Origin of the sequence: Pseudomonas sp. SWI44 (assembly GCF_002947915.1) — a bacterium.
In the GTDB taxonomy this organism is placed as follows: Bacteria; Pseudomonadota; Gammaproteobacteria; order Pseudomonadales; family Pseudomonadaceae; genus Aquipseudomonas; species Aquipseudomonas taiwanensis.
On the sequence record NZ_CP026674.1, the window covers coordinates 5,382,780 to 5,394,818 of the forward strand.

General features: G+C 62.2%; 15 protein-coding genes and 1 pseudogene. 7 read left to right on the forward strand and 9 right to left on the reverse strand.

Annotated elements, in window-relative coordinates; all coding sequences use genetic code 11:
- Nucleotides 1–28: 28 nt before the first annotated feature.
- The 5 genes from C4Q26_RS25395 to C4Q26_RS25415 form a co-directional block, all read right to left on the reverse strand.
- Nucleotides 29–568 carry a GNAT family N-acetyltransferase gene (locus tag C4Q26_RS25395; protein ID WP_104883862.1) on the reverse strand — a complete coding sequence of 180 codons (540 nt, stop codon included), beginning with the start codon at nucleotides 566–568 and terminating at the stop codon, nucleotides 29–31.
- Entirely contained in the window at nucleotides 535–1,074 is a 540-nt protein-coding gene (locus C4Q26_RS25400; protein ID WP_023380708.1) for a phage tail protein, read from the reverse strand. Before C4Q26_RS25400 ends, C4Q26_RS25395 begins: the two co-directional genes overlap by 34 nt.
- Nucleotides 1,075–1,112: 38 nt before the next feature.
- Nucleotides 1,113–1,670, reverse strand: coding sequence for a phage tail protein (locus tag C4Q26_RS25405; RefSeq protein ID WP_023380707.1), 558 nt, complete (start codon nucleotides 1,668–1,670; stop codon nucleotides 1,113–1,115).
- Between the two features lie 34 nt (nucleotides 1,671–1,704).
- On the reverse strand, nucleotides 1,705–2,253 hold the full coding sequence (locus C4Q26_RS25410; protein WP_023380706.1) for a phage tail protein: 549 nt from the start codon (nucleotides 2,251–2,253) through the stop codon (nucleotides 1,705–1,707).
- A 303-nt stretch (nucleotides 2,254–2,556) separates the two neighbouring features.
- Nucleotides 2,557–2,988 carry an anti-virulence regulator CigR family protein gene (locus C4Q26_RS25415; protein WP_023380705.1) on the reverse strand — a complete coding sequence of 144 codons (432 nt, stop codon included), beginning with the start codon at nucleotides 2,986–2,988 and terminating at the stop codon, nucleotides 2,557–2,559.
- A gap of 175 nt (nucleotides 2,989–3,163) precedes the next feature.
- Between C4Q26_RS25415 and C4Q26_RS28170 the strand changes: the two genes are divergently transcribed.
- A complete protein-coding gene (locus C4Q26_RS28170) occupies nucleotides 3,164–3,610 on the forward strand; it encodes a hypothetical protein (protein ID WP_177429850.1) in 447 nt (148 codons plus the stop codon).
- Between the two features lie 92 nt (nucleotides 3,611–3,702).
- Here C4Q26_RS28170 and C4Q26_RS28500 read toward each other — a convergent pair.
- Nucleotides 3,703–3,902 (reverse strand): annotated as a pseudogene (locus tag C4Q26_RS28500) (2,4-dienoyl-CoA reductase); the annotation flags it as partial.
- 22 nt (nucleotides 3,903–3,924) lie between these two features.
- Entirely contained in the window at nucleotides 3,925–4,878 is a 954-nt protein-coding gene (locus C4Q26_RS25420; RefSeq protein ID WP_027907368.1) for a LysR family transcriptional regulator, read from the reverse strand.
- 149 nt (nucleotides 4,879–5,027) lie between these two features.
- Between C4Q26_RS25420 and C4Q26_RS25425 the strand changes: the two genes are divergently transcribed.
- Entirely contained in the window at nucleotides 5,028–5,855 is an 828-nt protein-coding gene (locus tag C4Q26_RS25425) for an amidohydrolase (protein WP_104883863.1), read from the forward strand.
- Nucleotides 5,856–5,944: 89 nt separating this feature from the next.
- Here C4Q26_RS25425 and C4Q26_RS25430 read toward each other — a convergent pair whose 3' ends face one another.
- Entirely contained in the window at nucleotides 5,945–6,619 is a 675-nt protein-coding gene (locus C4Q26_RS25430) for a DUF3313 domain-containing protein (protein WP_023380700.1), read from the reverse strand.
- 331 nt (nucleotides 6,620–6,950) lie between these two features.
- Here C4Q26_RS25430 and C4Q26_RS25435 point away from each other — a divergent pair, with 331 nt between their 5' ends.
- Genes C4Q26_RS25435 through C4Q26_RS25450 form a run of 4 tightly spaced genes read left to right on the forward strand, consistent with a single transcriptional unit; the run spans nucleotide 6,951 to nucleotide 10,378 of the window.
- The gene (locus C4Q26_RS25435; RefSeq protein ID WP_023380699.1) at nucleotides 6,951–7,547 is read left to right on the forward strand and encodes a paraquat-inducible protein A; all 597 of its coding nucleotides are present in this window, start codon (nucleotides 6,951–6,953) and stop codon (nucleotides 7,545–7,547) included.
- Nucleotides 7,544–8,188, forward strand: coding sequence for a paraquat-inducible protein A (locus C4Q26_RS25440; RefSeq protein ID WP_023380698.1), 645 nt, complete (start codon nucleotides 7,544–7,546; stop codon nucleotides 8,186–8,188). The genes C4Q26_RS25435 and C4Q26_RS25440 overlap by 4 nt, the downstream gene beginning before the upstream one ends.
- Entirely contained in the window at nucleotides 8,172–9,812 is a 1,641-nt protein-coding gene (locus tag C4Q26_RS25445; protein ID WP_104883864.1) for an intermembrane transport protein PqiB, read from the forward strand. The genes C4Q26_RS25440 and C4Q26_RS25445 overlap by 17 nt, the downstream gene beginning before the upstream one ends.
- Before the next feature lie 29 nt (nucleotides 9,813–9,841).
- Nucleotides 9,842–10,378, forward strand: coding sequence for a membrane integrity-associated transporter subunit PqiC (locus C4Q26_RS25450; RefSeq protein ID WP_104883865.1), 537 nt, complete (start codon nucleotides 9,842–9,844; stop codon nucleotides 10,376–10,378).
- Nucleotides 10,379–10,530: 152 nt separating this feature from the next.
- Here C4Q26_RS25450 and C4Q26_RS25455 read toward each other — a convergent pair whose 3' ends face one another.
- Entirely contained in the window at nucleotides 10,531–11,001 is a 471-nt protein-coding gene (locus C4Q26_RS25455; RefSeq protein WP_104883866.1) for a YMGG-like glycine zipper-containing protein, read from the reverse strand.
- 287 nt (nucleotides 11,002–11,288) lie between these two features.
- Here C4Q26_RS25455 and C4Q26_RS28505 point away from each other — a divergent pair, with 287 nt between their 5' ends.
- On the forward strand, nucleotides 11,289–11,996 hold the full coding sequence (locus C4Q26_RS28505; protein ID WP_256583332.1) for a hypothetical protein: 708 nt from the start codon (nucleotides 11,289–11,291) through the stop codon (nucleotides 11,994–11,996).
- Nucleotides 11,997–12,039: the final 43 nt, after the last annotated feature.

The following is a 12,039-nucleotide window of genomic DNA, read 5'->3' on the forward strand; positions in this document are numbered from 1 at the left end:
GCGCATTCCATTGCGTTGGGTGTTCGTGTCAGGCCGTTACAGGGAAACGGTGCATAGGCAGGTAAAGGCCATCGCCGGGCTGTACCTCGAAGCCCAGGCGCTGGTAAAGCGCCTGGGCCGGGTTGCAGGCGTCGACGCTGAGCGCACAAGCCTTGTCGTGCAGGTCCGCCACCGCCAGTACCGCCCGCAGCAGTGCGGTGCCGATGCCTTGGCGCTGCCAGGCCGGCATAAGGGCGATGTCCACCACCCGCAGCTCGGCCTGTTTCTCGTCTACGCACAAGCGACCGATGGCCTGTCCGGCCCGTTCGACGACCAGGAATGCGGCCTGTGGATAGTGCTCGGCATAGTGACGTGACTGCAGGTCGGCCTGGCCGTCGAGAAACGCCAGACGCTGTGCATCGCTCAAGGGCAAGCCCTCGAACTCGATGCCTCGTCGGGCCACGAACAGCGCCCGCAGCAGACTGACATCACCTTCGCCCTGCCGCCGAAGACCAAACCCGATGCCTACTGGCAGCGCCAGCGCAAGACGCTCGCTCAGGGGCGCGCAGGGAAGTTGCCGTCGTAGCATATGCAGTAGGCCAGGGTCAGATAAGGTTGCTGGGCGTTGCGGGTCGTCCTGTTGAACGGGGTACCCGCCTTGCTCACGGTGACAGGGGCCAAGGTGTAGTCGGTGTTGCCGGCTACACCGTTGTACAGGCGCAGGTTGCGCGGCTGGCTGAGAAAACTTTGGCTGGTGGGCGTATCGACGGCCGCCGCGAAATTCGTCCCAGGTTGGGCCCGGAGCGCATGGGTATGAGGCGCGAAGTTGGCTGGTGTCAGCGTGGCCTCATCCGCTCCGGCGCTGGCATCGAGCGCACGCGCGGTCAATCCGGGGCCGGCACCAACGCCCATGGCGACCTGACCGTTGAGATTGGGCAGGTTGAATTGGTTGGTGTTACCGCCAAACCCGTACCCCAAAACGGCAAAGAGGCTCTGGAACTGCTGGATCGGCCTTGCCGAACCGTCGCAGAGCAGCCAACCATCGGGAATGTAGGTATACGGAAACAGTCGAATTTCTCCAGTGAAAGCGTCCATGAGTCATATCCCTGAAAAGTGAAGAGCAGGCCTGGGTCTCAGAATTGGCTCGGGTAGATGCCGGTCAGGGCGATGATGTAGTTGATGGCGCGCGACCCCATCATGTTGTCGTGTGGTGAACCGATGCCGCCCGAGCGCACCAAGGCGCCGTTGTTCAGCGTGACGGCGGTATCCGTGTTTGCCGTGCTGTACAGCCCCTTGACCGGACCGGCTGGGGTGAAGGCGGCGAAGGTGCAGGTGTTGTGGGCGGAAGGGCCTGCCGGCTCCGCCGTGGTGGCGGGGGCGTTGGTGACACTGAAACCATGGCTGTGGGCCGGGGTATTGGCAGCCGTCATCGCCACTTGTTCAGTGCCGACGATCTGCCCCAGGGTACGGGGTGTCAGGTTGTTGCCTGCGCCGGTGCCAACAGCCACCCGGCCGCGCAGGTCGGGCAGGGCGAAGGTGGTTATGCCATCGCCACCGTAGGTGGTGCCGATCAGCGAGAACAGCGCTTCGTTCTGGCTGATCGGTAGCACGGATGCGTCGCAAAAAGCCCAGCCAACGGGTGCGTATGAACCTGCGAACAGCCGAATTTCCCCGAGGTAGTTATCTGACATGACTTGCCCCTTGAGATGATAGGTGTGGTAGCCGTTACTGGCGTGGCGGGAAGACGCCCTGGGTGGCGATGCAGTAGCTCAGGCAGATCGAGGGCTGCATGTTGGGTATCGGCGTCTGCCCGGTGGCTGCGATGGTGTCAGCGTGAAGGGTCACCAGCTTGTTCGTGTCGGCGGTGATGTAGGTCGGCTGCGCGGCAACACCGTTGGCATTGGCGCTGGTCGCGGGGTAGTTGCCGGCCGGGCCGCCATTGCCGAGAGTGGCGTTGCTGACTTGTACGCTGTGGGTGTGTTCGGGCAGTGCGCTGAGCGGCAGCATCACAGACTCGACGCCACCCGCTTGTCCGGTGCTGTGAGAGGCGAATGCCGGGTTCACGGGTGGCCAGTCGTTGCGCCCCATCGCCACCCGACCACGCAGGTCGGGCAGTGCGAAGGTGGCCTTGCCGTCTCCTCCGAACTGCACACCCAGCAATGCGAAAAGTGCCTGGTTCTGAACGATCGGCAGCAGCCGGCCGTCGCAGGGCAACCAGCCTTTTGGTATCACCGGCCAGCTGAACAGGCGGATTTCACCTAGAAAATTCTCCATGCTTCAACGTCTCCATTACCCAAACTGCATGCACTGTAAATGCCCATCTCCGCAGGGAGCTGAGCGCCGCGTACGACGAAACAGGTGATAGACAGAACCGCTTTGGCCGGAGGCCGACTACTACTTCCGTGCTAGTAGCTTGGGCATGATCCTTTCCTTGGTGCCCGAACAGAGGAGGCTGGATGCCTCGGAGATAGCTGGAGTCTAGTTAGCTGATGGGTAAAATGCCATCATTTTTGCAGGGATATTTGAAGATTATTTGCAACGATCAGATGCGGCTGTCGAAGGCCGCGCGTAAGTGCATCAGTCCAGCACGTCGTGCAGCACTTCGTAGATCAAGCCTGAAGCGAGGGCCACTAATATGAGGTCGGTACCAGCCTGCCGCCATTCATAGCCGTCGTAGTGCGGCAGGCGCCCCAGCAGGCGGCCATCGAGCTTCTTGGCTATGCCGGGTGGCAAGGGCTTGCCGCGTGCCAGGTTTTTCTGGATGCCGGGTGGCAGCGCAGTGCCGGCGTTCCAATAGTCCCGGTTATCGTTGAGAATGATCCGCACGCCGCCCACATCGATCGATGGGCCACCATGCCAGTCGTTGCCGTTTCCCTGATGCCCCGAATTTCCGTGTTGCCCGCCCTTGTCGTGGCCTTTGCCCTTGCCTGGGTCGGCGAGCAGGGCAGGGCTTGTACCCATCAGCAGCAGGCTGAGGGCGGTCGACAGCAGCGTCTTGAGCTTGAGCATGTGGGCTGTTCCTTGAGCACATGAAGGTCAACTACAGCTTAGCCAAGCCGGCAGCGTGTGTTGAAAGCCCGTGTGGCTATGTGTAGCGCACTGCATTTCGTCGCCTGGTACAAAACTTAAAGGCGGTTCACCGGTCTTACGGCGATCCCACCTCGCCCATGGAGGCGTATAGAAAATGAAAAAGACCTTGGTAGCCGTGTTTGCCTGTGCCTTTGCGTTGGGGAGTGCGGCGTTGTTACCGGCTGATGTTTCGCCGATTGGCGCGGTTTATGCCAAGGGCGGTGGTAACGGGGGTGGCCACGGCGGCGGCAATGGCGGCGGTCATGGCGGTGGCAACGGAAATGGCGGCGGCCAGGGTGGTATGGGCGGCAATGGCAACGGTAAAGGCTCGACGGGTGAGCATGCGGGCAAAGCCACCCGTGATCATGGCGTAAGCGGAAATCACTACGGCAGTACCCGTAACGACGACCGTGGGCATGGCACCGCCACCTCCGGTGTTGCGCATTCCAAGGATACCCGTGGCCTGGCCAAGTCGACCGCCGTGTCGCGCACCACGCCGGGCGATCACAACACCAAGGGCTTGAGCAATGCCGTTCGCTCGTCCTCCAAGAACGACCGCTGAAGGCTGAATGAGCAACGCCCAGTCTATGCTCGCCATAGGCTGGGTCGTTCTCCGCGACTTCACCCGCGACAAGTAGGCGAGCGCTGCAGCTCTGCCAGTATCTGCTCGACAACCGGCAGGCGACGATTACCACCAGGCACCATCACTGGCATCCGCGCAATCGGCGCAATGTCGTGAGCGAACCCCAGGCACTAGGCCTCCTGCGCCAGCGTCCGACCGTCCCGGACATCGCCCTGCATGGCCAGGGCTTGGTGGCTGCCCCAGGCAACTCCGCGCGGTCCACCGGCAGCGCGGTGAGCCACAGCAACAGACGTTCAGCCTTGGGGCAGTTCGAACCCGGTGATGGCCCTGTCAAGTTTCAGTGCCTGGGCATGCAGCACCCGCATCAGGTGCAATGAAGCTTGGGATGGGGGCTCGAAGCGTGAGTAGACGAAACTGATATCGAAGTGAATGTCCTCCGCCAGCGGCACCACTTCAAGGCCACTGTCCTGTGCCACGAACTCGTCGATCAGGGTCATGCCCATGCCTTGCTTTACCAAGGCCACAGCTTCGTTGGCGTTGGTGAACGACAGCAACGACTCAAGGTGCAGGCCTCGCCGCTGGATTTCATGCGCCAACAACCGGCCAAACGGCATGTCGGGCCGGAACAGCAGCAGCGCGTGCCCCACCAACTGCTGCAGCGTCAGCGCCGGCTCCTGGGCCAAGGGGTGATCGGCAGGCATTACCGCAACCATGCGCCCCCGCATGAACGGTTGGGACACCAGATGGTCATGCACCACTGGAAGGGCAGCAATCGACAGGTCGACCTTCTTCGACAGGATCTGGTTGGGCATCTCGTTCATCAGCGAGGTCTGCCACTCGATGGTCAGCGATGGCGACTCGCGCTTGAGCTGCGCCAGGGCGATGGGGATCACCACTGTCGACAACGATGCACTGCACGAAATGCGTAGGTTGCGGTGGCTGCCCGAGGCCAATGACAACGCGCACTCGTTGACCTGCAGGGCGGCCTGGTACACCCGCTCTACTTCACGGAACAGGACATGTGCCTCCTCGGTGGGGACCAGGCGATTGTTGATGCGCTCGAACAAGCGATATGCCAAACGCCCTTCGACGTAATGGATCAGCTTGCTCACGGCTGGTTGGGACACGTACAGCATCTTGGCCGCGGCACTGATCGAGCCGGTCAGCATCACCGCGCGAAACACCTCCATGTGCCGCAGTTTGAACACCATCGCGCTGGATGCTGGGCTGTCCGGGTCTTGGGGCATGCGTATTACCTTTGGTTATGATGTCTGCCATCTGGGTATGAGCGCCAAACGTCGGCGCGCAGTATCGTCGCTCCAGCCTCGCCGCCACGATGGCGGACGATAACAGGATCTACGTTCAGGCGCAGAAAGCGTCAACCAGGGAGCTGTCCATGAACATCTTTGATGAACCGAAGATCGATTGCCATAACCATTTGTTTGATCCCGATCGCTTTCCCTACCATCCGCATGCGCCTTATGCCCCCTCGGGCCAGGAAGTTGCCACGCTAGAGCAGTTCACCCAAGTGATGGAGGCCTATGGCGTGCAACACGCGTTGCTGGTCGGCCCCAACAGCGGCTATCACACCGACAACCGCTGCCTGCTCGATGCGCTGGCGCGCGGGCAGGGCCGTTTCAGGGGCATCGCGGTGGTCGAGCCGGGCATGAAACTTGGCCAGCTGGCGGCATTGAAGGAGCAAGGCGTGGTCGGGGTTGCCTTCAATCCAGCGCTTTATGGGGTAGGCTGCCTCGACGGCTGCGAAAGCCTGTTCGGCAAGCTGGCCGAGCTTGATCTGTTCGCCCAGGTCCAGGTGTGCGAAGACCAGCTGCTGGACGTACAAGCGCGGTTGTTGCGCCTGCCAACGCGGTTGCTGATCGACCACTGCGGCCGCCCTGACGTTGCTGCCGGCTTGCAACAACCGGGCTTCCAGGCGTTACTGCGCCTGGCAGGTTCTGGCCGGGCGACCGTCAAGCTGTCAGGCATGCAGAAGTTCGCCGCGCCGCAGGCACTGTTCGAGCAAAGTGCTGCCTATGTCCAGGCATTGATCGAGGCGTTCGGCCCCCACGCCTGCATCTGGGGCTCGGATTGGCCCTTTATCCGCCAACGCTCACGTGTCGATTACGGCCCGTTGCTCAAACTCGCCGAGCGCCTGGTGCCCGACCCCACGCAGCGCCGTCAGATCATGTGGGACACCCCAAGGCGCTTGTTTGGTTTTGCCTGAGCACTGCGATACCCGTGCAGGATGAGTGAACTGCAGGAGTCCGCTGGGCTGCCCCGCTGCAAGCATGCGCGGCAACGGGGCAGGGTGATTCACTTCCTGCCTTTGGCGGCCTGGAAGGAGGCCACCATGTCTTTGGCCCAACCATCGAGCACAGCCTTGGCGTCCTTGGTTTGCATCACCTGGTCGGCGTTTTCAAGCTCGCTACCTGCACCCTTGCGGACCACCTGGGCGACCACCTGCTGGTTGCCGCCGTCGATGAACGCCGCCTCGGTGGCGATGGTGGTGTCCTGGTCGCGAATACCGGTGGCCGTGCTTACGCCTGCTGCGATCAGGGCGATCGGGATGACTTCATACGGGCGCAGGCCTTTGGTCTTGGCACTGACTGCAGTGATTGCCGGACGCACTACCAGGACGCGTGGACCCGGTCCTTTGGCCAAAGGTAACACCTCAGAGAAGTGGCTTTTGAGGGTCTGGTCGTAGTAGTGGGTAATGCCAGTCAAAGTCGACTGTGGGACTTTTTCGGTGGGTTGGGGTTTCGGATAAAGCTGGCTCGGTTCGATGTAGACGCTGGTATAACGATTGGCGTCGACATCCGGTTTGATCCAGCGCATGACTGGCGCGCCGGAAGGCGACTTGTCTTCCTTAAGTAAGCTGTAGTCCTTCAGGAAGCCCGAGTACTGATCGGACTCCACGTACTTGCTCGCGCAGCCATATAGCATGACTGTAGCAAGACATAAGGTTGCAACCAATGGCCGGGTTTTCATGCAGCACTCCTTCCTACGTTGAGTGATATCCCGCAGGCATGCGGGCGACTCTTGGTGGCGCAAGATTTAAGTTTGAACTCTGCGATCGTGGAACAAGGCACTCTTCTCGCGGTTTGCGAGGCGATGGTGAGAGACCCGCGAACGTCGGCTTCGGGCATTTAAACTTTAGACGAGGCCTTATTACTCGCAAGTGCCCACGGGTGAGGTGAACATACTGTTTCCCGGTGTTGTTCGACTGTACATCGAGGCCAATACGCACTGGCCATTTCTTGACTAATCTTGCCTGCGACATGGGCTGTGCAGGGCATTCGGACCTGCCGCGAGAGAAGCCATGAGCAAGGGCAATGACCTGATCATCTGCGAGTACTGTGACGCGGTCTATCACCGTGCTCCGCTGCGGCGCCACCAGAGTGCTGTGTGCACGCGCTGTGGCGGCGTGCTGTATCGGCACAATGGGCTGACTCCCCAACAGCGCCTGGCGCTCAGCATCACGGGTGGCGTGCTGCTGGTGTTCGCCAATGCCTACCCGGTGATGACCATCAGCATGAGCGGGCTGTCCAACTCGGCGACGCTGTGGGACGCGGTGATGGTCCTGAGTAGCGGTAGCATTACGTTCATGGCATTGGTACTGGCGCTGTCGATCATTTTCGCGCCGGTGCTGCAGATCGCCGTGCTGTGCTGGGTATTGAGTTTTGCCATGGCCGGCCGCCGTTCACCCGCGTTTGGCGCTTGCATGCAGGCCCTGGAAAGGCTGAGGCCCTGGAGCATGCTGGAAGTCTGCCTGCTCGGCGCGATGGTGGCGGTGATCAAGCTTGCCGGCTTGCTCGATGTGATCCCTGGTATCGGCCTGATTGCCCTGGCGGCGCTGAGTGTATTGCTGATCTACATCGCCGGGCGCGATATCCGCGACCTGTGGGAGCAGGTATGACAGTCCCGGTGTTGGCCGACGACCTGCAGGTGTGCCTGTGCCACGGCTGCGGTCAGGCCTGCGACCTGCGCGAAGATGCCTGTCACTGCCAACGCTGCGGTGCGCCGCTGCACCGACGCAAGGTCAATCCCATTGCCCGTGGCTGGGCGTTTCTGTGCGCAGCACTGATCTTCTATGTGCCGGCCAATGCCTTGCCGGTGATGAACACCGAAATGCTTGGCCAGGGTACCGACAGCACCATCGTTGGTGGGGTGTTGGAGTTCTGGGAGGCGGGGGCGTGGGACATTGCCTTGATCATCTTCATCGCCAGCATCGGTGTGCCCGCGATCAAGTTTTTTTCCCTCGGCCTGCTGTTGGTAACCGCCCAGCGACGCAGCACCTGGGCGAGGCGTCAGCGCTCGCAACTGTTTCGCTGTGTCGAGTTGATCGGTTATTGGTCGATGCTCGATGTGATGGTGGTGGCCTTGGTGGCTGCGCTGGTGCAACTGCGTGGCCTGGGAACCATCGAACCGCGTCCAGGCATTCTGTTCTTCGGTTTGGTGGTGGTGCTGACGATGTTTTCTGCGATGAGCTTCGACCCACGACTGATCTGGGATGGCGAGCCACAAGACGGAGAGCGCAGCGATGGCGCAGCAGACTGACAAACCCGTGGCAGCAGGTCAGCCTCAGGTGCGGACCCGGCGGGTGAATGTGTCGCTGGTGTGGATCGTACCTATCCTGGCCTTGCTGGTGGGCGCCTCGCTGGTGGTGCGCAACTGGATGCAGCAGGGGCCGGTCATTACCATCTCGTTTCGCAGCGGGGAGGGGTTGGTGGCGCACAAGACCCAGGTACGTTACCGCAGCGTGGTGATCGGCGAGGTCACCACGGTAGAACTGGCCAAGGACCGCGAAAGCGTGGTGGTGCAGGTGGAACTGGCCAAGGAAGCCGAATCGTTCGCCACCGAAGGTGCGCGCTATTGGGTAGTGCGACCTCGCATCGGGGCCGGGGGCGTTTCAGGGGTGGACACCTTGCTCTCGGGCAGTTTCATCGGCGCCGATGCCGGTGAGTCGACGGCGCCGCGCAAGCGCTTCACCGGGCTCGAACTACCACCTCCGATCACCTATGGCGAGAAGGGCAAGCACTTCACCCTGAGTGCGGACGACCTCGGTTCGCTGGATGTCGGCTCGTCGATCTACTACCGGCGGATCCCGGTCGGCGAGGTGGTTTCCTACGCCCTGCAGCAGGATGGCAAAGGGGTGGACATCGGCGTGTTCGTACAGTCGCCCTACGATGCCTTCGTTACCGCCGATACCCGCTTCTGGAATGCCAGCGGGGTCGACATGCAGATCGGTGCCAATGGACTGAAAGTCGAAACCCAGTCGCTGTCATCCATCCTCATGGGTGGCCTGGCGTTCGGCGCGCCTGACTTCGCGGCACCTGCCGACCCCGCGCCCGATCAACAGCAGTTTCGTCTGTTCGTCGACCGCGACGCGGCTTTGGCGCCACCCACGGGCAAGCAGCAGCACCTGCGCATGCGCTTCGAGCAGTCGATGCGCGGCTTGTCTCCAGGCGCGCCGGTGGAATTCAAGGGGGTCGAGTTCGGCAAGGTGGTGGCAGTGACGCTCGACTACGACGAACAGAAGCAGACTTTCCCAGTGGTGGTGGATGCGGTGATCTATCCGCAACGCTTGGGCCCGGTGCACCAGAAAATGCTCAAGGCGTTCAACCATACCCCCGGTGACGATGCCGGTGCCCGCCGGCTGATTGGCACTTTCGTCGAGCACGGACTGCGAGCCCAGGCGCGTAGCGGCAACCTCATCACCGGGCAAATGTATGTGTCGCTGGATTTCTACCCCGCAGCGCCGAAGGTGGCCTTCGACATGAACGCCAGCCCGATCACGGTGCCCACGGTGCCTGGCAGCCTGGAGAAGCTGCAGGAGCAGTTGCAGCACATGGTAGAACGTCTCGGCAAGCTGCCGCTGGAGAGCATCGCCGGCAACCTGGACGGTACCCTGCGGGAGCTCAGGGCAACCCTCAAGCGCTTTGACGGCCAGACACTGCCGGGCGTGAAGGCGACGCTGGAAGATGTCCAGAAAGCCTTGCGGACGGCCAACTCGGCCATCGCCGAAGATTCGCCGCAGCGGGAGAAACTGGGCGATGCGCTGCAGGAACTGGAGCGCATGTCGCGTTCGCTGCGTGACCTTGCCGACTTCCTGGGGCGGCACCCCGAATCGCTGATTCGTGGGCGGCCCAAGGCGGCGGGTGCCGATGACGTGCAGCCTTGACCCCGCACCCGATCGAGGAGTGATACCTGATGCCTCAGATTCACGCTGTGATACTGGTCGCGTTGGCGGTGCTGGCTGCAGGCTGCAGCAGTTCGCCCACCCACTACCATACTCTGGTGCCGCCACAGCCGACCGGCGAAGAGGGTACGAACGTGCTGGTGGAGCGGGTCAGTGTTCCGCCGCAGGTGGATCGACCGCAATTGGTGGTGCGCCAGGGCCAGAGCGGCCTGGCAATACTTGATACCGAATGGTGGGGCGCCAACCTTGTGGATGAGTTCCGCAGCGCCCTGCAGGACCAGCTTGGCGGACCTGTGGGCAGCAGTGTCCGCTCAGTGCTGCGGGTTGACGTGCAGCGCTTCGATTCAGTGCCAGGCCAGCACGCTTTGCTGGAGGCGGTATGGCGGTTGAAGCGGCCTGGCCAGGACGAGCTGACTTGTCGCACCACGGTACAGACACCGGCGCAAGCCAGTGTCAGCAGCTTGGTCAGCGCCCAGCAAAGCAACCTGCGCCAACTGGCCGGTGAGGTGCGTAGCGCGGCAGTGCAGGGTCGTTGCCCTGCCGCTTAGGCTCTGTGTGAATAGTCTTGAGATGAAGCTCAGGCAAGGCGAAAACAGCCGAGGAAGCGGAGTTTACGGGTTGTAAATGAGCACTCCGAGGCTGTTTTCAGCGCAGCATCACCGAGTACCAAGGCTTTTCGTACAGAGCCTCGTACTGCTGATCATGGATTGACCTGATACCCACGTCCCTGAAGGCATCCGCTGTAGGCGCTGGCATAGGCCGAGCTTTGTGCCTGGTCCTGAGTGCGGCGGTCCTGGCGGCGGTCCTGGCGCTGGCGCATACCGCCCACGGCGGCCCCGGCCGCAGCCCCTTCACCGGCGCGGTTCTGCCGGTACTGCTGCTTGGCCTCGTCGCTGGCCCGGTCATAGATCTGTTCGTGCTGGTTGCCCCGTACCTGGGCCCCTACCGCACCTGCCGCGGCCCCGGCGGCCGCGCCGCGAACCCTGCCGCCGACGTGAGGCTCGGAGTGGGTTGCAGTGCTGGTCGCATTGTTGGCGACCGTGTTGCAATCATTGATATCCAGTTGCATCTGCTGGCTGCTTTGGCCCTTGAGCGGCACGACTGACTGCGCTTGGGCTGTGGAGGCGGTAAGCAGCAGTACCAGCAAGTATCCCCATGGGAATGTACGCATGGCTCTTCTCCACTGGAAGCTAACCCCATCGAAGAGAATAGTTCCAAGCGCGGGGCGCTGATGCCCGCTGGTCTGTGTTCTGAGCCCGCCAAGCCGCCCCTCGTCGCGATTGTCTCCACTTGCCATCACTCACCACCGGTCGGCTTTTCCCGACGCGGCTTGAACCGCGCGGCGAAAGGGACTAATTAATATGTGTGGGAAAAATTCCCACGCTAAGAAAAGTAAAAGCTTCCAACGATTCCCGACTTGATTTGGCGTTTCTCGCGGTGATGACCAGGAGACGGAAAATGCAAATCCAGAGGTTGTTCAAGAGGGCATTACTGGCGGCGGCCATAGGCGCCGTGCTGTCAGCGTCCATCGTTTTGGTTCCGGACACGATTTCCCAAAGCGCCAGCGCGTACGCCAAGGAGGGTGGGGGTGGCGGTCATGGAGGTGGCGGCGGTGGCCACGGTGGCGGCGGAGGCCATGGCGGTGGTGGTGGAGGCCATGGCGGTGGTGGTGGAGGCCATGGCGGTGGTGGTGGCCACGGTGGTGGCGGAGGCCATGGCGGTGGTGGTGGCCACGGTGGTGGCGGCGGTGGCCATGGCGGTGGCGGTGGTCATGGTGGTGGCCACGGCGGTAGTGGTGGTCATGGCGGCGACGGTGGCGGTCATGGAGGCCACAGCGGCGGCCACAGCGGCAGCGGTCATGGCGATGCAGGCCGTGGTCACGACGGCAACTCCAATGCCGGGCGCAGCGGCAACCACGCCGAAGCAGGCGATGATCATGGCAATCATGTCGGCGGCGAACCCGGCGACGATCACGGTAACCATGTTGGCGGCGAGCCGGGTGACGATCATGGCAATCATGTTGGCGGTGAGCCTGGCGATGACCATGGCAATCACGTCGGTGGCGAGCCTGGCGATGATCGCGGCAACCCTGTGGGTGGCGAACCGGGTGATGACCGCGGCACTCACGCCGGCGGCGAAGCGGGGGATGACAACAGCAGGAGCTGAGCCACGCTGACAGGCCATAAGCAAAACCTTGGGGGGCGGGTTT

What these genes read in the sequence shown, in the direction of transcription:
- C4Q26_RS25400 (WP_023380708.1), bottom strand. Translation starts at nt 1,074, where the DNA reads ATGGACGCTTTCACTGGAGAAATTCGACTGTTTCCGTATACCTACATT.
- C4Q26_RS28170 (WP_177429850.1), top strand. Translation starts at nt 3,164, where the DNA reads ATGAAAAAGACCTTGGTAGCCGTGTTTGCCTGTGCCTTTGCGTTGGGG.
- C4Q26_RS25425 (WP_104883863.1), top strand. Translation starts at nt 5,028, where the DNA reads ATGAACATCTTTGATGAACCGAAGATCGATTGCCATAACCATTTGTTT.
- C4Q26_RS25435 (WP_023380699.1), top strand. Translation starts at nt 6,951, where the DNA reads ATGAGCAAGGGCAATGACCTGATCATCTGCGAGTACTGTGACGCGGTC.
- C4Q26_RS25405 (WP_023380707.1), bottom strand. Translation starts at nt 1,670, where the DNA reads ATGTCAGATAACTACCTCGGGGAAATTCGGCTGTTCGCAGGTTCATAC.
- C4Q26_RS25445 (WP_104883864.1), top strand. Translation starts at nt 8,172, where the DNA reads ATGGCGCAGCAGACTGACAAACCCGTGGCAGCAGGTCAGCCTCAGGTG.
- C4Q26_RS25430 (WP_023380700.1), bottom strand. Translation starts at nt 6,619, where the DNA reads ATGAAAACCCGGCCATTGGTTGCAACCTTATGTCTTGCTACAGTCATG.
- C4Q26_RS25415 (WP_023380705.1), bottom strand. Translation starts at nt 2,988, where the DNA reads ATGCTCAAGCTCAAGACGCTGCTGTCGACCGCCCTCAGCCTGCTGCTG.
- C4Q26_RS25450 (WP_104883865.1), top strand. Translation starts at nt 9,842, where the DNA reads ATGCCTCAGATTCACGCTGTGATACTGGTCGCGTTGGCGGTGCTGGCT.
- C4Q26_RS25395 (WP_104883862.1), bottom strand. Translation starts at nt 568, where the DNA reads ATGCTACGACGGCAACTTCCCTGCGCGCCCCTGAGCGAGCGTCTTGCG.
- C4Q26_RS25440 (WP_023380698.1), top strand. Translation starts at nt 7,544, where the DNA reads ATGACAGTCCCGGTGTTGGCCGACGACCTGCAGGTGTGCCTGTGCCAC.
- C4Q26_RS25410 (WP_023380706.1), bottom strand. Translation starts at nt 2,253, where the DNA reads ATGGAGAATTTTCTAGGTGAAATCCGCCTGTTCAGCTGGCCGGTGATA.
- C4Q26_RS28505 (WP_256583332.1), top strand. Translation starts at nt 11,289, where the DNA reads ATGCAAATCCAGAGGTTGTTCAAGAGGGCATTACTGGCGGCGGCCATA.
- C4Q26_RS25455 (WP_104883866.1), bottom strand. Translation starts at nt 11,001, where the DNA reads ATGCGTACATTCCCATGGGGATACTTGCTGGTACTGCTGCTTACCGCC.
- C4Q26_RS25420 (WP_027907368.1), bottom strand. Translation starts at nt 4,878, where the DNA reads ATGCCCCAAGACCCGGACAGCCCAGCATCCAGCGCGATGGTGTTCAAA.